23 protein-coding genes are annotated in these 23980 nt (G+C 60.6%); 15 read left to right on the forward strand and 8 right to left on the reverse strand.

Annotated elements, in window-relative coordinates:
• Positions 1 to 17: 17 nt before the first annotated feature.
• On the reverse strand, positions 18 to 1361 hold the full coding sequence (locus tag NKH30_RS21790) for a methyltransferase family protein (RefSeq protein WP_352996997.1): 1344 nt from the start codon (positions 1359 to 1361) through the stop codon (positions 18 to 20).
• Between NKH30_RS21790 and NKH30_RS21795 the strand changes: the two genes are divergently transcribed.
• The 11 genes from NKH30_RS21795 (at position 1362) to NKH30_RS21845 (ending at position 11607) form a co-directional block, all read left to right on the forward strand.
• Positions 1362 to 1727 (forward strand): hypothetical protein, encoded by a 366-nt coding sequence (locus NKH30_RS21795; protein WP_352996999.1) that lies wholly within the window; start codon positions 1362 to 1364, stop codon positions 1725 to 1727.
• Positions 1728 to 1966: 239 nt separating this feature from the next.
• Positions 1967 to 2278 (forward strand): hypothetical protein, encoded by a 312-nt coding sequence (locus NKH30_RS21800; protein WP_352502408.1) that lies wholly within the window; start codon positions 1967 to 1969, stop codon positions 2276 to 2278.
• Positions 2279 to 2539: 261 nt separating this feature from the next.
• Complete coding sequence (locus NKH30_RS21805) at positions 2540 to 2764, forward strand: hypothetical protein (protein WP_352502409.1); 225 nt, start codon at positions 2540 to 2542, stop codon at positions 2762 to 2764.
• A 215-nt stretch (positions 2765 to 2979) separates the two neighbouring features.
• A complete protein-coding gene (locus tag NKH30_RS33235) occupies positions 2980 to 3234 on the forward strand; it encodes a DUF6894 family protein (protein ID WP_352977186.1) in 255 nt (84 codons plus the stop codon).
• Positions 3235 to 3614: 380 nt separating this feature from the next.
• On the forward strand, positions 3615 to 4241 hold the full coding sequence (locus NKH30_RS21815; protein ID WP_352815633.1) for a class I SAM-dependent methyltransferase: 627 nt from the start codon (positions 3615 to 3617) through the stop codon (positions 4239 to 4241).
• A 237-nt stretch (positions 4242 to 4478) separates the two neighbouring features.
• On the forward strand, positions 4479 to 6266 hold the full coding sequence (locus NKH30_RS21820; RefSeq protein ID WP_352471929.1) for an ABC transporter ATP-binding protein: 1788 nt from the start codon (positions 4479 to 4481) through the stop codon (positions 6264 to 6266).
• 6 nt (positions 6267 to 6272) lie between these two features.
• Entirely contained in the window at positions 6273 to 7454 is a 1182-nt protein-coding gene (locus NKH30_RS21825; protein WP_352997001.1) for a glycosyltransferase family 9 protein, read from the forward strand.
• Between the two features lie 9 nt (positions 7455 to 7463).
• Positions 7464 to 8648, forward strand: coding sequence for a glycosyltransferase family 9 protein (locus NKH30_RS21830; RefSeq protein ID WP_352613690.1), 1185 nt, complete (start codon positions 7464 to 7466; stop codon positions 8646 to 8648).
• A complete protein-coding gene (locus tag NKH30_RS21835) occupies positions 8638 to 9816 on the forward strand; it encodes a glycosyltransferase family 9 protein (protein WP_352997003.1) in 1179 nt (392 codons plus the stop codon). Before NKH30_RS21830 ends, NKH30_RS21835 begins: the two co-directional genes overlap by 11 nt.
• A 301-nt stretch (positions 9817 to 10117) precedes the next feature.
• Positions 10118 to 10897 carry a sulfotransferase domain-containing protein gene (locus NKH30_RS21840; protein WP_352997005.1) on the forward strand — a complete coding sequence of 260 codons (780 nt, stop codon included), beginning with the start codon at positions 10118 to 10120 and terminating at the stop codon, positions 10895 to 10897.
• A 14-nt stretch (positions 10898 to 10911) separates the two neighbouring features.
• On the forward strand, positions 10912 to 11607 hold the full coding sequence (locus NKH30_RS21845; RefSeq protein WP_352471922.1) for a sulfotransferase family protein: 696 nt from the start codon (positions 10912 to 10914) through the stop codon (positions 11605 to 11607).
• 30 nt (positions 11608 to 11637) lie between these two features.
• Here NKH30_RS21845 and NKH30_RS21850 read toward each other — a convergent pair whose 3' ends face one another.
• Positions 11638 to 12618, reverse strand: a complete 981-nt coding sequence (locus NKH30_RS21850; protein ID WP_352997007.1) for a glycosyltransferase family 2 protein — start codon at positions 12616 to 12618, stop codon at positions 11638 to 11640.
• A gap of 221 nt (positions 12619 to 12839) precedes the next feature.
• On the opposite strand from NKH30_RS21850, the gene NKH30_RS21855 reads away from it, so the two are divergent.
• From NKH30_RS21855 to NKH30_RS21870, 4 genes are all read left to right on the forward strand, one after another.
• On the forward strand, positions 12840 to 14003 hold the full coding sequence (locus tag NKH30_RS21855) for a glycosyltransferase family 4 protein (RefSeq protein ID WP_352997009.1): 1164 nt from the start codon (positions 12840 to 12842) through the stop codon (positions 14001 to 14003).
• Positions 14004 to 14116: 113 nt separating this feature from the next.
• Positions 14117 to 14890, forward strand: a complete 774-nt coding sequence (locus NKH30_RS21860) for a glycosyltransferase family 2 protein (protein WP_352997011.1) — start codon at positions 14117 to 14119, stop codon at positions 14888 to 14890.
• Positions 14891 to 14998: 108 nt separating this feature from the next.
• Complete coding sequence (locus NKH30_RS21865) at positions 14999 to 15721, forward strand: glycosyltransferase (RefSeq protein ID WP_352448862.1); 723 nt, start codon at positions 14999 to 15001, stop codon at positions 15719 to 15721.
• A gap of 275 nt (positions 15722 to 15996) precedes the next feature.
• Positions 15997 to 17034: a phosphatidylglycerol lysyltransferase domain-containing protein gene (locus NKH30_RS21870; protein ID WP_352613678.1), complete on the forward strand. Its 1038-nt coding sequence runs from the start codon at positions 15997 to 15999 to the stop codon at positions 17032 to 17034.
• A 506-nt stretch (positions 17035 to 17540) separates the two neighbouring features.
• On the opposite strand, the gene NKH30_RS21875 is transcribed toward NKH30_RS21870, so the two are convergent.
• From NKH30_RS21875 to NKH30_RS21900, 6 genes are all read right to left on the reverse strand, one after another.
• On the reverse strand, positions 17541 to 18617 hold the full coding sequence (locus NKH30_RS21875) for an ABC transporter ATP-binding protein (RefSeq protein ID WP_352997013.1): 1077 nt from the start codon (positions 18615 to 18617) through the stop codon (positions 17541 to 17543).
• Positions 18614 to 19414: an ABC transporter permease gene (locus tag NKH30_RS21880; RefSeq protein WP_352471915.1), complete on the reverse strand. Its 801-nt coding sequence runs from the start codon at positions 19412 to 19414 to the stop codon at positions 18614 to 18616. The genes NKH30_RS21875 and NKH30_RS21880 overlap by 4 nt, the downstream gene beginning before the upstream one ends.
• A gap of 1 nt (position 19415) precedes the next feature.
• Positions 19416 to 20276 carry an ABC transporter permease gene (locus NKH30_RS21885; protein ID WP_502896503.1) on the reverse strand — a complete coding sequence of 287 codons (861 nt, stop codon included), beginning with the start codon at positions 20274 to 20276 and terminating at the stop codon, positions 19416 to 19418.
• A gap of 67 nt (positions 20277 to 20343) precedes the next feature.
• Complete coding sequence (locus NKH30_RS21890; protein WP_352471913.1) at positions 20344 to 21363, reverse strand: ABC transporter substrate-binding protein; 1020 nt, start codon at positions 21361 to 21363, stop codon at positions 20344 to 20346.
• Between the two features lie 83 nt (positions 21364 to 21446).
• Positions 21447 to 22922 (reverse strand): aldehyde dehydrogenase, encoded by a 1476-nt coding sequence (locus NKH30_RS21895; RefSeq protein ID WP_352682797.1) that lies wholly within the window; start codon positions 22920 to 22922, stop codon positions 21447 to 21449.
• The gene (locus tag NKH30_RS21900; RefSeq protein WP_352815614.1) at positions 22919 to 23977 is read right to left on the reverse strand and encodes an LLM class flavin-dependent oxidoreductase; all 1059 of its coding nucleotides are present in this window, start codon (positions 23975 to 23977) and stop codon (positions 22919 to 22921) included. Before NKH30_RS21900 ends, NKH30_RS21895 begins: the two co-directional genes overlap by 4 nt.
• Positions 23978 to 23980 lie beyond the last annotated feature (3 nt).

Below are 23980 nucleotides of genomic sequence, written 5' to 3' on the forward strand. Positions count from 1 at the left end.
GGTCCGAGCAAGGGCATTCAGCCTGAGCGCCTGATCGGCGACCGACTCGCTTTCGCGAACAGTCGTTTGAGCTGAGCAACGGCGCCGTTTTCGCTGATGTAATCGCGATAGGCGACGTAATCGGGGTCGCGTGACAGATGGCATTCCTCGGTGATGGCGCGGAGTGCGTAGATGGCATTGAGCGCGAGCAGGATGGCGGAGTGCCGCAGCGCTTCAGCGGGTCCTGCGGCGGTGAGGAAAGGTAGGGAGACCAGCCACCACGACAGGTTTTTCGAAACATAGGCCGGATGCTTGATCCAGCGATACGGTCCGCAGGTGATGATTCCGCGATTGGTGAGATTGGAAAATCTCAGGCCAAAGCTCACGGTGGACCAGACAAAAATCAAGATGCAGAAGAGGATCGCCGATCCCCAGAAAACCTGGAGCGCCGGTGAGGGCATCACCGCCGTCCAGTTGGCGCCCGTTTCGTAGTTCAGGTAGGCACGGGTGGCGGCGTTGATGGGTTCATAACAGGCAAGACAGACCAGCCAGCCGAATACGGTGGGCTCGACGGTGCGGATATGATTGTCGAGGACGCGCAGCGTGAAGACGTAGCCGACGACCGCGACAAGAACATCCACCATGAACAGGAGATCGATTGCAAAAGCGTGCCAGCGCATGATGTCGAATCGATACGGTTGTTCCAGCCCGGCAAGGATCGAACCCAGTGTGGAGCACAGATAGACGAACATCAGCGGCAGGAAGAAGCCTTTGACGATCCAGCTCCGCACGTGCTGGCGTATCTGCTCGGTCCTTTGCGGCACGGCGCCGCTGAGGACGAATGCACCGATTTCGGCATATGAATCTTCCGGATCGGTCTGCCGGCGGTCGACATAGGCAACATAAAACGGCGCGGCGACGAGCAGCGCCGGCAAGGTGTCGTAAAGCGCTGCCCAGTAGGGGGCGTAAAACCCACGCCGGTATTCCGGCACTATCCAGTAGACTGCGGCAATGGTCGTGAGCGTGACGATGAAGCCGATGAGCTTGCGCACGACGCGCTCGACTTCAAGCGCTCGCATCGGCTTCGCCTGCAATCCCGTCGAACGCCTCCGGAACGTCTGGAAATAGGCCGTGTCGACCGCGATCATCGCTGCCGCGGTAGCTGCAATGACAGTCATGGCCTGCAAATGCACAGGCCAGCTTCTGTTGACGAGCACTCCGACGGCCAGCGCAAGACCAAACAGTCCTGCAAGGCCGGTTAGGGGCGCGGTCGCGGATTTCGGTTGGAGCGTCAAGCTGCTACTCCCGTTGTCATGAGGGTTGATCGTCGTCGGCGGCCGCCACGGGTCACGTAGTGTGCCCACCCGCCGCCGCGGTGCCACTTGAGCAGCTGCTACACTCCACCGCTGCCGTTGGATCCGCTGCTGCTTGTCCCGTCGTTGCCGCCGCTGGATCCGCAGCTACTGCTCGATCCGCTTGAGCCGCCGCTGCTTGTTCCGTCATTGCCGCCGCTTGAACTGCTGGTGCCACTCGAACCGCTGCTACCGCTCGAACCGCTGGTGCCGCTGGAACCGCTGCTGCCGCTCGAGCCGCTGCTGCCGCTGGATCCGCTGCTGCCGCTCGAACTGCTGGTGCCGCTCGAACCACTGCTGCTGCTTGAGCCGCCGATGGGCCTGTTGTTGAGGTTGTGTGGGGAGCGATGGTTGTTCGCGCCCTCGTGTATATTTTCGCAGGTGCATTTGCGCTGATATTTGGTGCCGAAAGCACTGTGTTCATTGCTCGCCTTCTTGCAGACCAACCTATGGCAAATCAAATTCGCTTCGGTTGTCTCGGGGGTAAGGCCGGTGATCACTATTGCGGTTGTCGTGGCCGCCATGGCCACGATCGAGAACCGGAGTAAATTCCGAAAATTTTGCATAGATACCTCGCTTTCTGACGCCTCGCTTCTCGGGCTCGCGCCCAAGCTTCCTGATTGTCGAGTGGGTATTTGCAACAAGGCCGCATACGGATCGCTTACGCCTCAGCAGTCGGGCTCAGGGCGGCGAAAAAAGTTGAACAAAGCGCAGACAATGCTGCCGCATTGCGGTATTTCGACCAGAAAAAGGAAGATGCACTTTGGGGGAAACGGAAAATGTCGAAACGGCTTAGACTGGTGCTGGGAACGGCCGGCGCAATTGCCGTCGCCATTGTCTGGGGGATCATCGCCACGTTGTTGGGTGTGCCATCGATTCTGATCACTGTAGGAGCGGTCGCGATCGGCGCGGGCATCTACAGCTATGTCGATCGAAGCCGAAGCTGATCCGGTTATCAGGCTACGGGCATAACGCAAAAATCCCACCGTCGCAGACTGTCTGCGGCAATGCTCAGTGTACGAAAATTACCAACGACAGCGGTCTGTGGAACGAGTGGCCTGCCGAAGCTATTGTGGTGTCGGTCCGAGACACCCCCGCCTCGGGTCATTGGCTCACCCAGCCGAGTGGTCCGCTGCTACCCAATGGCAGCGGACCTTCATCCGGAGGACAGACCCGGAAGACGGATTGTGCCGAATCGAGGGAGAACGATGGTCGTTGACGAGATTGCCGCGCGGCGCCTGAAAATTCTGCTCGAGCAATACATGGAGACCAGGAAGAGGCGCCACGATGCGGTTTCCACCGCAGCGGCTGAGATCGCGATCAGGGCTGTCATGCCGAATTGCCCGGCCTCCGGAAAAGTCCTGGACGACATGATTGCGGCATGTGCGTTCGAACACGGGCTGGGGGTGCTGTTCGATCGACCTGACGCATGAAGGCCTAAACGCCATGAATCCCAACGCCAAAATCGCACGGTGCTGTCGTGCACAAATCCGACGCTGTTCCTGAGGCGCTCGCCACTAAAGCGCATCGCGTCGATCGGCCTCATGCGATGCGCTGTAAGTGCCTGTTTTTGTGCATGTCGTTGCCGCAAAACCGCTGCACAGTTTTGCGCGACATGCATTAGAGAAACCGACCGACCGGAGCAGCCATGCCGAGATATTTTTTCCATTTCCGAAACAATGAGGGCCGCTTGACGGAAGATTTCGAGGGTCAGGAGTTGGACGGTTTGTCCGCGGCTCAGGATAACGCAATGGCCTCGGCCAAGGAAATCCTGGCCGAGGGCCTGCTCAGCGGCAGCCCGGTCCTGACAGGTCTTTCCTTCGAAATCTGCGACGAGAACCGGAAGCTGCTTTTCCGATTTCCATTCTCGGAAGCTGCCGAAAAGGCCGGCACTCGGCCGTGATTGGCCAAAAGCCCCGCGATGCGGGCGAGCTTTGATCGAGCCTGGCTGAAAAACCGCATGTCGCGGCAAGACGGTCGTGGGTGCAAATCAGCACCATAGCCAAATTAGTAGCATAGCTGCCGGCACAAAGCAAGAACAAATATGGCTTGCCTTGCCTACGGGGCATTACTTATGTCCCTGCGTGTGCCGGCCCGGGCTATCGTGCGTTTCAGGAACTCGAGGGCAGGCACGGGTAGGGGGCGCCAAGCGACGTTGCCATTTCCAACCAGTATGTCGATTTGTCGGGCCGGGTGTTCGTCAACTTACCGAAACGTCTTCGCAGGATGCTGTGATCAGGAGTTCCTTTCTCCCGCGGTTGCGTTTACAGGACGCTCAGGACAGTGTCGTTTGCGCGCCGGCAACTGGACCGAGTTAGGCCGGGCGCACAGTCCCCCTCCGTCAAGGAAACCAATCCGGCGCCGTTTTTGGAGAACAATGATTTGTGGTGGTCAAATAAGCAAAAGAGATTCAAGGGAACGTGGGACGACCGACTGGACGGCCTATTCTCAGCAGAGGTCGACTACGCCGGGAAATCCATTCTCGATGTTGGCTGCAACATGGGTATTGTCGCCTATGAGATATCCAAGCTAGGACCGAGTTCGATCCATGGGATCGACATTCTCAAGCCGCATATCGAGACGGCCAGGATGATCTTCCTGGGTTGTCCGGTCCAAAGCCAGTTCGATTGTCTCGATCTCGGCAGCCGGAAGCTGCAAAATGTTCTCAAACCGCAGTACGACATCGTCATGCTGCTGGCGGTCTACCATCACATGCAGTGGAGCCTCGGCGCGGACAAGGCGCGACGCGTGCTGTGCGATATCGCCGGGCGTGCTCAAACGATCGTTGCCCGCGTCCCTCCTGGCAAGGATAAGGAGATGATCGCGGTGCTTTCGGATGTGGGCTTTTCAATCAAAAGCAATCACACATCGCCTCTTGGAAGCCATCTCATGGTCCTCGCGAAACACTGACCGGGCATAGCGCGGCCGACGGCGAATGGCGCAAGAGCCGCGTGGCTGGGATCCGCTATGCTCGGATGCGAGGAACCGACAGTCATAAGCCGATGACGTGCAAGGATCCGGTTCGGCATTGACTGCGGTCGGGAACGAAGCCACAGACAGGTGATCGAAACCGTCTCGTGCTTCAAGACAACACGAAGACCGGACGGGATCGCAACGGGCGGCGACAAGATGATTGCAAAGAAACGAGTGTCAACGGTCCCGGCATATCCGCTGATCAAGCGTCTGATTGGCGAAAATCTGCCGCCGCACAAGATGCTGTATGTGACAGGTTTGCTGTGCTCGATCGCTGCTGCTGCCGCGGTCGGCGCGACGGCCTGGATCATGAAAGTCATGATCAACACCATCTATGTCGAGCGAGATGCTGCCGCTGTATCGGGTATCAGCGTCGTCATCATCGGCATTTTCCTGGTCAAGGGCATAGCTGCCTACTGCCAGACCGTCACAACGGGAAAGATTCGCCGGGCTATCGTTTCGGACCTGCAAAACCGGCAATTTTCTCGAATGGTGCGTTTCGACATCAGCCGTTTCGCGAACCAGCATCCGGCAAAATTCATCTCCAAAATCATGTTCAACGCGCGCGCCGGGGCGACCGTTATTCTCACCCTCACGAGCAGCGCCGTCTCTGATCTGCTGACCCTGATTGCCTTGGCCAGCGTCATGGTCAAGCAGGACCCGGTGATGTCGCTGATATCCGTGGCGGTTCTGCCGATGCTGTTCCTGTCAGTCGGCGCGATAACCAGGAAGCTCAAGGCGCTGGCGAGGGGCGAGACGGAATTGGCCGCGCAGGTCCAGTCGATCGGCACGGAAGCCGTCGAAGGCATCCGCACCATCAAGTCCTTCCAGCTCGAGGACAAGGCCGTCGCCAGCTTTGCAAAGGCCGTCCGCAAGATGGAAAGACGTGGCATCCAGATCAACCGGACGTCAGCATTGATGAGCCCATTGATGGAGACCGGCGGCGGCGTGATCATCGGGCTTTTCGTTATGTACGCCAGCTGGCAGACCCTCGGCAACGGCAAGACGCCCGGCGAATTCATGGCCTTCATTACCGCGTTCCTGCTTGCCTATGAGCCTGCCAAGCGGTTGGCCCGGGTCAATGTCGACATTCAGAAGCAAATGGTCGCCGTCGAGCAGATGTATGATTTGATCGACACGCCCGAGCAGCGGCGACTCGCGATCGCGGGCGAGCGTCTGACCGACGTCGATGGTGGTATCCGCTTTGAAGATGTGGCCTTTTCCTATGACGGCAACAGCCCCGCGCTCGAGGGTGTTTCCTTCGATGTCCGACCTCGTGAGAAGCTGGCGATCGTCGGCCGCTCCGGCGCCGGCAAGACCACCATCGTCAATCTAATCCTGCGTCTGATGGAGCCGGACAAGGGCAGGATCCTGATCGACGGAAAGGACATTTCGAAGATCAGCCTGGCCGACGTCCGCGATAACATCGCACTTGTGTCACAGGACGTCTTCCTGTTTGAAGGCTCGATCCGCGACAACATTCGCGACGGCCGCCCGAATGCCACGGATCAGGAAATCGAATCCGCTGCGAACCTCGCCCGGGTCACCAGCTTTGCTTCGGCGCTCGAAAACGGGCTCGACACGCTTGTCGGGCCAAGCGGCACCAACCTGTCCGGCGGGCAGAAACAACGCGTTGCCATCGCACGCGCCCTGCTCAAGAATGCTGCGGTAATCGTCTATGATGAAGCGACATCGGCGCTTGACGGTGAAAACGAACGGGCAGTCATGGAGGCAGCCTTCGACAACACATTTCAGCGCACAGTGATCTGCATTGCGCACAGGCTGTCTACAATCAAGGCGGCCGATCGTATTCTCGTGTTTGACGCCGGACAGCTTGTCGATGCTGGAACGCATGACCAGCTTTCCAAGCACAGCGAGATATATCGTTCGATATTCCACCTGGAGACGGCCGATCCGATGGTCGAAAGCGGCAAAAAGCTGCGGCAGAGCGTATTGCGCTGAAGGCCGATGACCAGCTTTTATCACGGTTCCTATGTCCGGTATGTGATTGGTGGACTGGGCCTTCAGGTGCGCCGGTACAAAAAGGCGGTGCGCGGGTTGTTTTCCGGTCGCAAGCAGCCTCGTTCCATTCTTGAGCTGCAGGCCAAGGTTGCGGCCCTGATTGTGCGCAGGGACTGGAAAGGCCTTGAAGCCGGTACCAATGAGATGGCTGTCACGGCCGATCATAATCGCGACCCCGAGCTGATGCAGAAGGCGGGCCAGGCGTTCGAACGCCTTGGCAACTTTGCGCGGGCAGCTGAGCTTCGGCTTTCCGCTCGCCGGCTGCGGAAAGGGAAAGGCGCCAACGAGTGGACCGGCGAGAATCTCGGATCGGATACACTGCTGATCGATCTTGTGGAGGATGACCCGCGCAGCCTTGGCCGGGTTATCCGCCACGCGCGACTGGCCGGCGCTGCCGCTGCCTATGCGCAAAGCGCAACAATCCGGGTCGAGCCGCGCCTGGTATCAATTCTGCAGCGAACGTTCCCGAAGGCGACCGTGGTCCCGGCGCAGCGGGATGTGGTCGGCGACAAACACGCGACTTTCGAAGATCTCGCCTGGGTGTTCGGACGCGATGCCGAAAAACTTGCTGCCGACTTCGTGCCGCTGCGGGCAGATCCTGAACTCGTCGAGACATTCCGCAAGCGCTATCGCTCGATGACGGATCTGCCGCTGGTCGGTCTCTCCTGGGGCAGCAAGTCCCATACCAAGGACGTGCCTGATTTTCCTGAATGGGCACGGTTCATCGCCCAGACGCCAGCGACATTCGTTTCGCTCCAGTACGGGCAGGTCAAGCCGGCGTTGCGGCGCCTTCGCAACGGCAACGACGCGCGTCTGATCTTTGACGACAGCGTCGACCAGATGGTCGACATGGACCGTTTCGCCGCACAGGTCGCCGCACTCGATGCTGTCGTGACGATCAGCAATACGGCGGCCCATCTTGCCGGAGCCATTGGCGTGCCGAGTGTTTTCCTCATCGACGATAATTTTCAGACGGCATGGCCGGTGATCGGCGACCGGACACCCTGGTATCCGAAGGGCATTGTCATTCGCAAGGAGGGACGCCCTTGGTCGCTGGTGCTCGACGAGGCCGGCCGGCGGCTCTCGTCGATCCTGACGACGCTTTCCGACGCCCCCCGAGGACGATAGAACATCGCCGTGCAGAACAGACGAACCATCCTTCAGAAGGCAAAAACCGCCGATCTGCGCCCGCAAGGCGCTGTCGGCAAGCGGCTGCAGAAGGTTCTCGAGCGGGCAAAGGAACTTCTTAGACGTCCCTCGCGCCACGCCGACGAAAGCGCCGAAAGGCATATGAGGCTGATGGAGGAAAGCGTGCAGCGTGGTGACTGGCAAACTGCTCGCGACCATGCACTGGCGCTTGGCGCGCTTGGTGAGCAGCTTGGCGATCTCGGCCTGATCAAGAAAGCGGGGCGCGGACTGAGGCGTCTCGACGGAGGAAATCGCATCTGGCAGTTGATGGCGGCGAGCAAGCAGCGCGGCAGACCCGATTGGGATGGCAGTGATCTTGCGGATCGCACGCTTCTGGTCGATCGTCGCGAAGGCGACCTGGCGATCTTTTTCCAGTTCGCGTCGCTGCTTGGTCCAGTGGTCGCGGCTGCCGGTCGATGCATTGTCTTCGTCGAGCCGCGACTGGCACCGCTTTATCGCAGAACATATCCTGCGCTTGATGTCAGGATTGAAGGGGAAGAGGACATGGCGGCAGTGGACGCCGATGTCGTTGCCGGTTTCGAGACACTCGCAAAGCATTTCTGGCCGGACGACCCGGCGGCACGCGCGCCCTTCGTTCCGCTGGAGCCGGACCGCCGACTGGTTGCCGAGCTGCGCGGCACCTATCTCGATGGCGGCCCAGGTCCCCTGATCGGATTTGCCTGGGGAAGCCTGAACAAGAGCAAGGATCTGCCGGCTCTGGACGATTGGCGGACGCTGTTCAGCAGCCTGCCGGGGCGCCTGGTCAGCTTGCAATATGGCGATGTCGGGCCGGCCCTCTCCGAGTTCGAGCGCCACGCTCCGGGGCGCATCATCCATGACGCTTCAGTCGACCAATTGACGGACATGGACCGCTTTGCCGCCCAAATTGCGGCGCTCGACGCGGTGGTCACGATCAGCAATACCGGCGCCAACCTCGCCGGAGCGCTCGGCGTGCCGACGATTGTCATGCTCGACGATGGATTTCGGCTGTCCTGGCCTGCTTTCGGTGAGACCGTCGCCGCATATCCGAGCGTTCGACTGGTCCGAAAAGGCGGCCGAGCCTGGGCGTCGGCAGTCCAGGAAGCAGGCGGACGGGTCATGCAAATCATCGGCGGAGCTGGCGATGGAGGGTAGCCAACTTCTCGGCCGGTTGCGCCGCGCTGTCGCGCTTGCAGGCTACAGATACAAGGTCTGGTTCCGACGTCACCGGCGGCAGCTCTTCCTTCGCTGGCGCGACGGCGACATTGCCGATCAGATGGCGGATTATCGGCGAAGCGTCGAGTCCCGCGATTGGCCAGCGGCACTGCCGAAAGCCCTGGCTCTTGGATCCATTGCGAAGTCGAGGGGCGAGGTCCACCTGATCGACGAGCTCAGCAAGGCGCTGATGCGGATGGGCGCCTATGGCGCAGCCGCCGAACTCAGGATCGCCCGACGCCACATCGTCAACGGCCGCGTCGATGGCGAGTGGCTGGGCCAGGATATTTCGGGCCAGACACTGCTGGTCGATCTGATGGAAACCGAAAAGCAGGGTCTGGCCACCGCGATCCATCATGCGAGTTCCGTCGGCTGTGCGTTGGGGCGCGCCGCCCGTTCGATCGTCCTGGTCGAGCGCCGCCTGGTACCGCTCTTTCAGCGCACTTTTCCGACCGCCGATGTGCGGCCGGTCGGCGCTGACGGCAAGGCTGCCTATGGCGAGGCGCAGGCCTTCGCCGGCGTCCAGCATCTGACTGCCGTTTTCGAGACCGACGAGGCGACGATCCGCGAGCATTTCGTGCCCCTTAAGCCGGATCCGGCCCGGGTCGCTGAACTTCGCGCCCGCTACCGGCATGAACGACGGCCGTTGGTCGGTATCGCATGGGGCAGCTCCAATCCCGGCAAAGACCTGCCGCCGCTAGCCGCCTGGCGAAACCTGATCGGCCGACCGGACCTCCGGTTCGTCTCGCTGCAGTACGGCCAGATCGAGACCGATCTGAAGGTCCTGACCGACGGTGAGCCGGAGCGCATTCTTCATGACAGATCGGTCGATCAGCTCGTCGACATGGACCTTTTCGCCGCGCAGGTTGCCGCGATGGACGCCGTGGTGACCATCAGCAATACCGGAGCGCATCTGGCGGGCGCGCTCGGCATCCCCTCGATTTTCATTCTGGGCGACGGCTTCAAGCGCTCCTGGCCGGTCGAGGGCGACCGCACGCCCTACTATCCATCGGCCGTGCTGGTCTCGAAACGGGAACGCCCCTGGTCCGTGGTGATGGGCGAGGCTGAGGCCATCCTGGCGCCATGGCTCACAAAAGTGAGTGGCTAATGCCTGTCGTCCGAAAGGGTGTCACTGAAGACGCTTCGACGCGATCCGCATTAAGGGGTCGGCCGACGGATCGCGGAATGGAGCGCCCGTGTCGAACAGTCGTCGCAACAGGCCAAAAAACATAAGGCATTCCGAACCGGGATATAGTAAAGGCCAATTCGCCCCGCAGAGGATCGCAATTCTTGCTGGCATTTCTGCCTTGTGTTCGAATTAGCCGTAGGCTTAGGCGCCCAGTAATGGGGTTGGTCTGGCCGGCAGCGGTTCGGGCGCCAGCTCTGATAATCTAAAGGAGGTCTCTCCCATGTCCTTTCTAAAATTTTTCCAGGCCAAAGCGCCGCCTCTTCCTCTTATCGTATCCTTTCCAAAATCGGGGCGCACGTGGCTACGTGTCATGCTGGACGATCTCGGAGTTGAAGTTCAATACATTCACGACGGAACCGACCACAAGTTACTTCGACCGAAATCGAGCCTCAAGGAGAATAAATCTCGGTATAAAAAGAGAAGAACAATAATGCTTGTTCGCGATCCAAGAGATACGGTGGTCTCAGGGTACTTTCAGGTTCAGAAGCGCCACATGCTTCCAGCGGGATCGTTCAGTGATTTTATCAGAAGCGACAATCATGGGATTGAAAAGATCATCAGATTCAATCTGCATTGGTTCGCGGCCATGCCCCGGATGCGCGAAATCCGGTATCTTCAATATGAAGATATGCATCGGGATACCGCTGGTGTCCTTCGCGCGATCCTTGGATTCCTGAACCAGCAGGCTGACGATCGGACGCTTGTCGAGGTGGCGAACAACCGAACGTTCGACAAGATGAAAGTGAGTGAATCGACTGGTGATCTGTCCGATCGATACGGCAAGATATTACAGCCGCGCGATGCGAATGATCCCGAAAGCTTCAAGGTGCGCAAGGGCAAGATAGGCGGTTACGGCGAATATCTTTCCGAGGACGACGTGGCCTATTGTGACGAGCAGTTGGCTAAGTTCGAATATTGGGAGAAGCTGGACAAGGTCTTTAGCACGAACGGCTTGTGCTACTTTCGCGTCGATAACCGCGCCCGGGTCGCCTTGGGTTAGGGAGCATTGCCGACATGGTGATGCGGACCGGATTCATTTGCGGCTGCGGCCATAGCGGGACGACGTTGATTGCGACGATCCTTGCGTCGCATCCCGACGTCTACCTGCCGCTCCAGGAAACCAACATTTTCTTCAAGTGGACGCCACTGGCCATGTTCCGCTTCTGGAAACTGAAGCGGGCGGCGCTCGATGCTGGAAAGAACGTGCTGCTTGAAAAGACACCGCGGCATATCCGCCGTGTCGCCCGCATTCGCCGGCTCGTCCCCGGCGCGCGTTTCGTCATGCCGGTGCGAGATGGGCGCGACGTCGTAGCGTCCCTGATCAAACGACTTGGCGACCCAACGGAGGCTCTCGACCGCTGGATCAACGACAATGCGCTGGTTCTTGCGGAACGGGGAAAGCCGGATGTGCTGATCTATCGCTATGAGGACCTGGTCGAGAATCCGGCCAAAGTCGTCGAGCAGATATGCGGCTTTCTCGATGTAACCTTCAGGCCGGATCTCCTCGACTATCACAAGAACCCGCAGCAGTGGTTCAAGCCGACCGACGCCAGCGGCGAGACGCCACATGCGGTGCTCCGGAACCAACAGGTCAATCAGCCGATCTATGACGGGAGCGGAAGATGGCGCTCCGAACTTGGAAACGCCGAGCTACAGGACCTGGTACAGGGACGAGGTGCCCAGCTTATGAAAGCATTCGGTTATGCATGATCTCGGCTCGGCATCTGCTTGAACTGCCGTCTACCAATCAATTTTGTCGATCAAACCCGTTTTGAACAGGCTGTGAGCTCCTTCGTACAGCATTGACTGTTCGCTCATCGCGCTGAGAGCGGCTTTACCGCTCGATACCTCATGATACTGGCGATATTTGGAAGCGCCGTTCCAATACTGACCTTCCGCCACCGCGACCTGCGCCTTGTCGTTGAAATCGGCGAAGAACTTGAAATGAAGCAGGCCAGCCAATCCCTTTATATAGTTTCGCCAGTAGGGCAGCGGTGAGTGAATCGACGTAAAAATCGTCTGGCGATCAACATATATCAGAGGAAACTTGGTCAACTTGTGCTGCCTGGCGAAAAGCCGGGTTCTCGGGCCGCCTGTGATCTTGAGATGCCGGGGGCTCCTCGTCACCTCATAGCCGCTGCCGTCGAAATGGTCTGCAACTTGCCATGGCGGCACGATGGGATCGAAGGGTACGTCCCAGATGCTTCCGCTCGGATACATGTCGATCATCGGCGCCAGCAGGCGTGTCATTCCGCGCCGCTTCAGCCAGTCGGCCATCGCACCGAGCGGATGCTGATCCATGCCGTCATAGACAAGATATTCGTCCGCATCCACGGTCAGATACCAGCGAGGCTGACCATAGATCTGCACAATCCGCTGCCGCCAAAGGTTTCCCAGGTCCGACTGCGAATAGGTGATCGGCGAGCTGAATAGATCGACATCTGGCTGCTCGGCCAGAAGCTCAGCTGTGCCGTCTGTCGAGCGATCATCGAGGACGGCGAATCTGGTGACGCCGAGTTCGCGATAGTGCTTCAGGAACGGGGGTAGCCTGTCCGCCTCGTTGCGGATGACGAGGATCAAAGGCAGGTCATTCGCGTTAAGGGGCGTTATCGGCCGCAGCGATGACACTTCTGCCCGTCTTCCGAAGGTGTGTCTCAGCCGATATATGGCGGTGTCGGTAATCGTCCGGCGGACAATGGCGGGCCAGGTTGCTTTGCTCAAGCCATCGATTCCCCTCATGGCGGTCACCGGCTGGAGCTGGCGCTGATCCGCTGTTTGCAGTTAATTTCTACATGCAGCACCGTTAGGCAAATCGCAAGCAGTTGCGGACAATGGACACAGGCCTGTTCTGAGTTCCGGCGGGGGAGCTTTCCAACTGTTGCCGATGCGAGCTGGCCTCTATAGACATCGTCAGATGGCAACAAGGCCGGAGCCCAGACCCCATGCACGCCGGCATCCGTGGCACCGAAATTCAATTCGACAGGCCGATCCTGTTCGTGCGCCAGCGTTATGCGCCCTTCGGTGGCGGCGAGATCATGTTGGAAAACATCATGGCCGCATTCGCCGCGCGTCAGCGGCGGGTGGCCGTGCTGTCCGGCGACTGGCCGCGTTATGAAGGCATCGAGTTCATCCATTGTGCCGGACGCCGGTTTCCGCGTTCGCTGCGGGCGACGTCCTTTGCTCAAGCCGCCTGCCGCAAGATCGCCGAAATGCCGCCGGCGCTGGTGCAGAGCAACGATCGCCTCCCGTGCTGCGATGTCTTCCGGGCCGGGGAGGGCGTTCATGCCGCCTATCTTGCCGAGCGGCGGCGTTTCGAGACGCGGCTTGGCAGGGCGGCAATGGCGCTGAGCCCCTTTCACCGCCAGACGCTGCGCCTCGAGCGCGCAACCTATGCCAGCCCACGGCTCAAAGCTGTCATAGCGATTTCGAAGATGGTCGCCGAGGACATTGTCCGTCACTACGATTATCCGGCGGAAAATGTGCACCATATTCCCAACGGGGTGGATCTCGACCGTTTCAACCTGCAGCTGCGCCAACAGCATCGGGCGACAATCCGCGCGCGGCTCGACGTCGACGAAAACAGGCCGGTCGTCCTGTTTGTCGGCTCGGGCTTTGCGCGAAAAGGACTGCTTGCACTGATGAAGGCGGCCGCCAGGCGCGATGGCGAGCCTGAATTGTGGGTCATCGGCCATGATTCGCGCGCCAACGCTTTCAGGCAGGCCGGTGACAGGCTCGGTCTCGGCGCACGGCTCAAGATGCTAGGGCCGCAGAAAGACATGCTGCCGTGGTACGGCGCGGCCGATATTGCCGTGCTGCCTTCCATCTATGATCCTTTCGGCACAGTGGTCATCGAAGCGATGGCCAGCGGCTTGCCCGCCGTGGTAAGCACCGGCTGTGGAGCGCGCGAGCTTGTCGAGCGGTTCGAGCCGACGCTCGTTTGCGATGCGGCCAGCGAAAGCGATCTCGCTGCAGCGCTCGCGCACGCGCTGCGGTTGTCGTCACGACCTGACACCGCGGCCCGGGTGAGAGCGGCGGCCGAACACTATGATTTCAATGTCATGATCAAGCGAATGATGGCGCTTTATGAAAGCCTTGATCTGAAATGATTTTCGACTTTGTTGAATTAGGTTAGTACCCTCAGTGTGCTAACGGGCCGGGAGCCGATGCTGCAGATGCATTCGAATGACAGTGGCAGCTTTGATGCCGGAGCATTCTGACCGTGCCGGCGCTCTCGGTCATTATCATCACCCGCAACGAGGAGGCATCCATCGCGCAATGCCTTCGGTCGGTCCATTTTGCCGATGAGATCGTCGTTCTCGACAACAACAGCAGCGACAGGACCAGGGAGATTGCCGGTGCTCTGGGGGCCAAGGTCCTGATGACCGTTGATTGGCCCGGTTTCGGCGCGCAAAAAAACCGTGCGCTGGCCGCGGCAACGGGGGATTGGATCCTCTCGCTGGATGCCGATGAGTGGGTGGAGGCGCCGCTCGGCGCGGAAATAAGGGCCGCAATCGCCGACCCAAAAGCCAATGACGGCTTCGAAATACCGAGAAGATCGCGCTTTTGCGGGCACATTGTCCGCCATAGCGGCTGGTCGCCCGATCTGGTGCTCAGGCTCTTCCGTCGCCGCTCCGGGCGGTTCAGCGACGACACCGTGCACGAGAAGGTATTGGTGAACGGGAAGGTCAGCCGATTGTCCCAGCCGATCGAGCACGATTCCATTACCGACTTGGCAGATGCCCACGACAAGATCGGCCGGTACGCAGAAGCGTCCGCCGTGCAACTGCTTGCCGAGGGCAAAAAAAGCTCGATAGGCAAGGCGGTTTTGCGCTCGGTCTGGGCCTATGTGCGCAGCTATATTTTCCGGCTGGGGTTTCTGGACGGTTCCATTGGTGCGATGGTGGCCGCGTATTCGGCCAGCTACACCTATCAGAAATGGGCCCGTGTCGCATTGGGAATGCGAGGCCAGGTCCACCCAAAAACGCAAGGCTGAGGCCAGGACAAATCTGTGAGAAACCGGCTTGGTTGACCGCAATTGTTGCCGAGCCATCGCCAACTAGTTAGTGTACGACCGTAAAAATCGAAAGCCAGGGTAGTGAATATGACTGATGCGTTTAGGGTATTTATCGGATGGGACAGCCGTGAGCCGATCGCGTACGACGTCGCGCGACACTCGCTGCTCAAACATGCGTCGGCGCCTGTCTCCGTCATTCCGATCAAACAGGACGAGATGCGTGCCCGCGGGCTCTATTGGCGGGAAAAAGATCCGCTCGCCTCAACGGAGTTCACCTACACGCGCTTCCTCACGCCCTTTCTCGCCGACTACACGGGTTGGGCCCTGTTTTGCGATTGTGATTTCCTGTGGCTTGGTGACGTCGCAGGCCTGCTGAAATATACGGACTCGGACAAGGCGGTCTATTGCGTCCAGCATGACTATACGCCGAAGGCCACAACCAAGATGGATGGTGTGGTCCAGACGTCCTATCCTCGGAAAAACTGGTCGTCGCTGATGCTGTTCAATTGCGCGCATCCTTCGGTCAGATCGCTCACGCCAGAGGTCGTGAATCAGGAAAGTGGCGCCTATCTTCACCGAATGCAGTGGGTTGCCGACAAAGATTTGGGCTCATTGCCGGTAGAGTGGAATTGGCTCGAAGGTTGGAATGAAAAGCCTGCGGTCGGCACACCTAAGGCGGTCCACTATACCAGCGGCGGCCCGTGGTTTGCCGAATGGCAGAATGTCGACTACGCCGATTTGTGGATAGCAGAACGCGACGAGTTCCTGGCTTCCGATCAAGCGGAATCTTCTCAGAGCGCCGTTCGATAAGAACATCGTGTTTGGCAGGTGACCTGGGCGCTTCCGAAAGTGGCATTGATTTTCGTGTCGCCAAGGGCGCAGCAACCAGCCGTCAGGCGCGGGGCGTCGACAACAATGCGTGTTGCCGCCTGGGGGCGGGACCGGGGCAGATTGCGCCTACGAATCTGGCGGCTCCGGCCGGGTAAACATGCCGCGCTGAGATAAGGATCAGCTCGCGGCAATATGATCGGTTTTTTGGGTCCGTCAGCTCTTTCATCGGCCTAGCCGGCACGCGAAAGTCGACCATGCCGTCACTGCGAAGACGCCTCGATCGTTTCCTGGAGAACCGCGGGCCTAAAATACCGCGGCTGCAGCTGAACCATGTCGAGCGCCTGGCGCTGGTCCGTCGCCATGGTGATTTTTCCCTTGCCTATTCGACCGCCGTGCAGAAGGGGCTTCACTACTTCGGCGATGCCCAGGGCTACATCGCTTACGGCAGCAAAACGCGACATCATTTCGCGCTCGGTGATCCAGTGGCTGCCCCGGCCGATCGGCGCGACTATATCAGACGTTTCATCGAGGTTGCCGGCAGCCCGTGGTTCGTGCAGATCGGCGACCAGACGGCGCGCGTGCTTGCCGGGCTTGGCTATCAGGTCAACCGCCTCGGCGTCGACACCAGGCTTGTCCTGCCCAGACACGACTTTTCCGGAAAGCGCAATGAGACAGTGCGCTATTCCGAACGCTGGCTCTTGAAGAAGGGTTTTTTCTTCGCGGAGGACAACGGGACTGTCTTCCTCGACGAGATTGCCAGGCTCTCCCAGAATTGGCGGGGCGACCGCATCGTCAAGCGCTGGGAGATGAGATTTCTCAACAGGCCGTTTGCCGATCACCTTGGCGTCGATATGCGCCGTTTCGTCCTGCACGGTCCGGATGGGGAGCTCGTGGCCTTGCTGGATTTCGATCCGCTGTTCAGCGACGGCAAGGTCATCGGCTACACCACCTCGTTCAAGCGCAAGCACATCGATGCCTCGGCGCATGCCGAGATCGGCCTGACCAAATTCGCGGTCGACCGCTTTCGCGATGAAGGTGTTTCCGTCGTCACCCTAGGCCTGTCGCCGCTTGTCGAAATCGGACCTAGCGGGTTTGCCGAAAGCGATTTCTGGCGGCACGCCTTCCAGCGTGCCTATGACTCCCCCTGGGTCAATCGCACCCGCTTCAATCTGCAGGGGCAGGCGGCCTTCAAGCGCCGGTTCCATGGTGTCGAAGAGCCGACCTATCTTGCCTTTCGCAAGGGGACCTTTTTCGAAGCGCTTTCTCTGCTCCGGCTGATCAGGGCCGTCTAGTGCCTGGTGGCTGAGCGCTCGTCGTCTCCTGGTATGGTCGACCTCACACCGGTCAGGCTTGGTTGTTTAGTTTAGGCGGGAAAGGAATGCCGCGGCGAGAGGCAAAAGACCGGCTGCGAACCGTCGGCCCATTCTGCGGCGTCCCCCAGTCCCGCCGGGGCACGTTTGGCAGCCTGAGAACGGCTTCGCGTCAGCGCCAAGGGGTCGGATTCACGGTTGCTGCAGCGTACCGCCGGGAATAACGAGGGTACCCTGGCCTGGCCTTGAGTATCTGAAGCCTATGAAGAACAAAGCAACGATGATCAAACAAATGACGATGACCGCGACGACGCTGCCAGGATGGTGTCCGGTATCTGGCGGTTGGACCATTGCCTTCCCGTATGGCTATCGCCGCGGACCTTCTTCATCTTCCAACCGAGCATGACGACTGTCAATGGGTACAGGAGTTGCGCCCGCCATCCAATCAGCTGCGAACCGTTGAAGGGCGGCGATCCACCGCGGCTTAGTCAGGCCGGAAACAGGAATGCAGCAGCGGGATCGAAAAAGACCTGCCGGCTGCAGGGCCACACATCCTGCGATTGCATGGCGGCGGAGGTCGGCCTGATGTCAACCTCCTGTCCAGCGGCGATGCGCGCGACGATCCGCCGGCGCTCGCCGTAAAATGCGATGTCGACGATCTCGACATTCAGTTCCGCGCTCGCCGGGCTCCGCTCCATGCTAAAGGCTTCGGGCCGGATCATCAGCCTGGTCTTCTGGCCTTTGCCGAACGTGCCGTTGGCCCTGACTCCGGATATGACCGAACCGTCTGTCATGCGGATCGTTGTCGTGCCGTTGGTGGTGCCGAGATGTTCGGCGGCGAGGAAATTCGAATTGCCGATGAAGCCGGCGACGAAATCGGTCGCCGGCCTGAGATAGAGATCCTCGCCGGTGCCGGTCTGCTCGATGCGGCCATCCTTGAACAGGGCGATTCGGTCCGACAGATGCAGCGCCTCTTCCTGATCGTGGGTGACGTAGAGAATGGTGACGCCGGTCTGGCGATGGATGCGGCGGATTTCGCCCTGGATTTCCTCGCGCAGCTTCTTGTCGAGCGCCGACAATGGCTCGTCCATCAAAAGGATCGGAGGATCGTAGGCCAGCGCCCGGGCCAGCGCGACGCGCTGTTGCTGGCCGCCCGACAGCGCACCGGGTAAGCGTCCGGCAAAGCTTTCGAGCCGCACCAGGGCCAGCATGTCGGCGACCTTTTTCTTCACCTCGGCGTCCGGCTGGCGGCGAACCCGCAGCGGAAAAGCGACGTTTTCGGCCACCGTCAGATGCGGAAACAGCGTGTAGCGCTGGAAGACCATGCCGATGTTGCGCTTGTGCGAAGGCACTGCAAGCAGCGACTTTCCTTCCAGCAAGACATCGCCGGAAGTCGGGTCCTGAAAGCCGGCGATTGCGTAGAGCGTCGTCGATTTTCCCGAACCGGAGGGCCCGAGGAAGGTCAGGAACTCGCCCCTGGGAATGTCCAGCGTGACGTCGTGCACGGCGACGATCGCCCCGAACGCCTTGCGCAGATTGCGGATGGAGAGGAAAGGGTGGGTCATGTCCGGAACTTTCGCTGCAGCAGCGCCGTCATCACCATCAGGGCAAGCGTCAGCCCGACCAGCAGGCTGGAGGCAGCGGCGATCACCGGACTGAGGTCCGACCGCAGACTGCCCCAGATCTTGACGGGCAAGGTTTGCAAGCTGGGGCTGGCCATGAAGATCGCCACCACGACTTCGTCCCACGAGGCGAGGAAGGAAAAGATCGCGGCGGAGAAGATGCCGATCCGGATCGACGGCAAGGTGATCCTGAGCCTGGCCTCGAGCGGGCTTGCCCCGCAGACGATTGCCGCGTCCTCGATCGACTTGTCGAACCCTTCGAGCGCGGTGGCGATCGGAATGATGGCGAAGGGCAGCGCCAGCACGGTGTGGGCGATGACGAAGCCGATGGTGGTGCCGCCGAGGCCAAGGCGAAGGAAGAACGCGTAGATGGCGATGGCGAAGACAACGACGGGCAGCACCATCGGCGTCAGCAGCAGGCCACGCACGATCTCACGTCCGGCAAACCGTCCGCGAACCAGGGCAAAGGAGGCGAGCAGGCCGATCGCCACTGCCAGGATCGCCGTCATGGTGGCGATCCGGGCGCTGGTCAGTGCGGCGCCGAGCCAGGCCGGATCGGCAAAAAGCTCCTGGTACCATTTGAGCGTCCAGCCGGGCGGCGGAAAGGCCAGCCAGCGCGACGAGCCGAAGGAGAGCAGGACAATGAAGACCACCGGCAACAGAAGAAAGCCGGCGACCAGCGCGGTGAAGCCGAGCAGGGCAACCCGCAGTCCACCCATGCGGTCATAGTCGAGCAGCATCTCAGATGCCTCCGCTCATGCGCCTGGCACCGGCAAGGCGCAGTTGCAGCGCGTAGAGAGCCATGGTGACGACAAGCAGGATGAAGGCCGCGGCGCTGCCGAGCCCCCAGTTGAGCAGCGACTGGACCATCTGCGCGATCATTTCGGCAAGCATCATGTTCGACGTGCCGCCGAGCAGTGCCGGCGTTACGAAGTAGCCGAGCGACATGACGAAGACCATCAGGCCACCGGCGGCGACGCCGGGCAACGACAGCGGCACGAGGATGCGGCGGAACGCCTGGAAAGGGCTTGCGCCGCACAGCGACGCCGCACGCAGCGTCATCGGATCGATCGCCCGTAACGTGCCGACCAGCGGCAGGATCATGAAGGGCAGCATGATATAGACCATGCCGATGGTGACGCCGGTGAGATTGTTGATGAGCGGCAGCGGGTGGTCGATGACGCCGATGGTCATCAGCGTCCGGTTGATGACGCCGGTACGCTGCAGGAGCACCATCCAGGCATAGGTGCGGGTGAGCAGGTTCGTCCACATCGACAGAATGATGATGCCGAAGATGATCGAGGCCGGTCCCGAAGGCATGATCGCCAGCATCCAGGCGACCGGAAAGGCGACAAGGACCGTGACGATGGTGACCAACGCCGCGACCAGGAATGTGTTGAAGAACACCCGCGCATAGGTGCCGTCACCGAGCAGGGCAGCATAGTTCTGCAAGCCTGGCTCGGGCTCCGTGACACTGCGCAAAAGCAGCGCCAGCACGGGGACGACGAAGAACAGCATAATCAGAATCAGGGCCGGCAGCAGGCCATTGAGACCTGCCGGCACCCGCACCGTTCCAAAGTTCCGGCGTGTTTCGACCGACAATGACAGCGACCCGGCTACGGGACGAGACGGCGCGAACCGTCTCGTCCATTGCGGTTCAGGGGCGGGCTTATTTCGCCTGCCAAGCATACCAGCGCGCGGCGATGGTGTCGCGATTGGCGGCCCAGTAGTTCATGTCGAGATTGATCTGTCCGTCGACATGAGCGTCCGGCAGCGATTTCACGGCATCGGCCGGCATCTCTGCCTTGGCCTTGGTGTTGATCGGCGCATAGCCGCTGGCTTCGGCAAATTTGGCCTGGCCGGCGGGGCTGCTCGCCGCGGCGAGGAATTTCATCGCCGTATCCTTGTTCTTCGCACCCTTCGGTACCACCAGAACGTCGGCTGCGGTCAGGTTCTGGTTCCAGGAGACGCCGACATCGGCGCCTTCCTTGTCCAGTGCGAAGACGCGGCCGTTCCACAGCTGGCCGAACGTTGCTTCGCCGGATGCGATCAATTGCTGCGACTCCGCCCCGCCGCCCCACCAGACGATGTCCGACTTGATGGTGTCGAGTTTCTTGAAGGCGCGATCGAGATCCAGCGGATAGAGCTTGTCCGCCGGAACACCATCGGCCAGCAGCGCGATCTCGATGACACCGGGCGCCGACCATTTGTAGAAGGTCCGCTTGCCCGGGAACTTCGTCAGGTCGAACATGTCGGCCCAGCCGGCCGGTTCACCCGAAACGGCGCCCTTGTTCCAGGCGAGCACGAAGGAATAGTAGAAACTGCCGACGGCATGATCGGTGGTGAAGCGCGGATCGAGGTCGGCCTTCGGCACGGCCTTGAAGTCGATCGGCTCGAGCAGACCGTCCTTGGCCGCCTTGATGGCGAAATCCATCTCGACGTCGACGACGTCCCAGTTGACACTGCCGCTGTCGACCATCGCCTTCAGCTTGCCGTAGTCGGTCGGGCCGTCCTGCATGACCTTGATGCCGGATGCAGCGGTGAACGGCTCGGCCCAGGATTTGGTCTGCGCTTCCTGGGTCGTCCCGCCCCAGCTGGTGAAGACCATGTCCTCGGCCTTTGCGGCCGTCGTTGCCAGAACTGTCGTTGCAATAAATCCGGCAAGGAAGCCGGTGATGATCAGTTTCATGTCGTTCTCCTCTGTTGTTTTCGTTGGTGTCTGTTCGCGATCGGTCGTTTTCGCCTTGATCGCGCATCTCCGGCCAGCGGCGGCTACCGCATGACAAAAGGATCGGGAATTGGGTCGTCGGAGGTGCGTATCCACACCGATTTCGAACGCGTGTAGTCGCGGATCGCATCGAGGCCGCCCTCGCGGCCGAGCCCGGATTGGCCGTAGCCGCCAAACGGAACCAGCGGCGAGACCGCCCGATAGGTGTTGATCCAGACCACGCCGGCATGGATGCCGCGCGCCATGCGGTGGGCTTTTGCCAGATTGGTGGTGAACACGCCGGACGCCAGGCCGAACTTCGTGTCGTTGGCGAGCGAAAGCGCTTCAGCTTCGCTGTCGAAGGCTAGCACACAGAGCACCGGGCCGAAGAGCTCTTCGCGCACGCAGGCAAGCGTCTGATCAGGCGCGTCGATAATCGTCGGCGCGTAATAGAAGCCGTCCGCCATGCCCGCGGGGCGGATGCCGCCGGTGACCAGTTGCCCGCCCGCGGCCAGGCTTTCAGCAATGATCTTCTCTATCCATTCGCGCTGGCGCGAGGTGGCGAGCGGTCCCATTTCGATCGCGGGATCCTGCGGATCGCCAATCCTGATCGCCTCGGCCTTGCGCTTGAGCCGGTCGAGGAATTCGTCCTTCACGGAGCGCTGGACCAGCAGCCGCGAGCCGGCGACGCAGCTCTGGCCGGTGGCAGCGAAGATGCCGGCAACGACCGCGTTGGCGGCGCTGTCCAGATCGGCATCGGCAAACACCACGACCGGGCTTTTGCCGCCGAGCTCGAGTGTCGTGAAGGCGAGGTTTTCCGCCGTATTCCTGACGATCTGCCGAGCGGTCGAGGGACCGCCGGTGAAGGCGACGCGGGCGACGAGCGGATGACTGGTCAGCCGGTGACCGCAATCGTGGCCGAAGCCGGTCAGGATGTTCACGGTCCCGGCGGGAAATCCCGCCTCATGGACGAGTTCAGCGAAGGCCAGCAACGGGGCAGGGCCGTCTTCCGATGCTTTCAGAACGATGGTGCAGCCGGCCGCCAGCGCCGGCCCGAGCTTGACGGCGGACAGGAAGAGCTGCGAGTTCCACGGCACAATGGCGGCTACGACGCCGATTGGCTCCGGCCGGATGGTCACTTCCATGTCGGCCTTGTCGATGGGAACAAACGAGCCCTCGTGCTTGTCGGCCAGCCCGCCATAATAGCGGTAATAGTCGCCGACATAGGCGATCTGGGCGCGGGTCTCGCGGATGATCTTGCCGGTATCGCGCGTCTCGAGTTCCGCCAGCCGGTCGGCATTGGCGACCACCAGATCGCCGAGCCGCACCAGAAGCTTGCCGCGTGCCGTTGCCGTCATTGCCGGCCACGTGCCGGAGCCAAGCGCCCGGTGAGCAGCTTCGACGGCGCGGTCGACGTCATCAGACGATGCAGCGGGCATCTTCGCCCATGGCGCGCCCGTCGAGGGATCGATGCTGTCGAAGGTCGCCGCCACTTCGACGAAGCTGCCGTCAATATAGTTCCTGAATTGAGTGGTGCTCATCGCAATCCGGCTTTCGGTTCGGAAAAGGCCGGCATCACCCTGTCGATGAAGAGCTGCAGCGATTTCTTCTTGCGCCGATGGGAAAGGCCGCTGTCGATCCAGATCGAATACTGATCGTAGCCGAGCGCTTCGTAGGCCTTCAGCCTGGCGATCACCTCGTCGGCTTCGCCAATGACCAGGTTCTGCCTGATCTTGTCAGGCGCATATTGCGGCATGGCCGCGATCTCGTCTTCGGTCAGCGCTTCCATTATGCCCTGGTGCACCGGCTTCTTGTTCTGGAACCAGGCGCCGAACTGGCAGTAGAACTGCGACAGATCCTGCGCGAGCCGGTCAGCCTCCGCTGCATCCTCGGCGACGAAAGTATGCATCAGCAGCATAATCTCCGGCCTTGGTACGTCGGGGTGGGCATTGCACGCCGCGTTGAAACGCTCCATCAGGCTGGCCACTTCGCCATCGCCGGAGGCAAGCGGCGTCACCTGGACGTTGCATTTGCTGGAAACCGCAAAGTCGTGCGAGTTCGGATCGCGTGCGGCCACCCAGATCGGCGGATAAGGCTTTTGCAGCGGCTTGGGCGACGAGGTGGTTGAAGGAAACGACCAGAACTCGCCGGCGAGTTCGAAATCACCATCCCAAAGGCCCCGGATCGCCGGCACCATCTCGCGCATACGCTGCCCGGCGACCCAGGCCTCGAGGCCTGGGAAAAGTCGCTGGTATTCGTAAGCGTAGGCGCCGCGCGCAATGCCGATGTCGAGACGGCCGCCGGTGACGACGTCGGCCATCGCTGCTTCGCCGGCAAGCTTGATCGGGTGCCAGAACGGCGCGACGATGGTTCCTGTTCCGAGCCGGATGCGCCTGGTTTTGGCGGCGAGCCAGGCGATGTTGATGAACGGGTTCGGCGAGATGGTGAATTCCATCCCGTGATGCTCGCCGATCCAGGCAGTCTCGAATCCTGCCTCTTCCGCCTGCAGAACCAGCTCCTCCAGCTCGCCGACAAGCTCGGAATGCGGCTTTGCCAGATCCGATCGCTCCATGTGCACGAAAAGCGAAAACTTCATCGG

The organism is Mesorhizobium sp. M1273 (assembly GCF_040318195.1).
GTDB lineage: Bacteria > Pseudomonadota > Alphaproteobacteria > Rhizobiales > Rhizobiaceae > Mesorhizobium.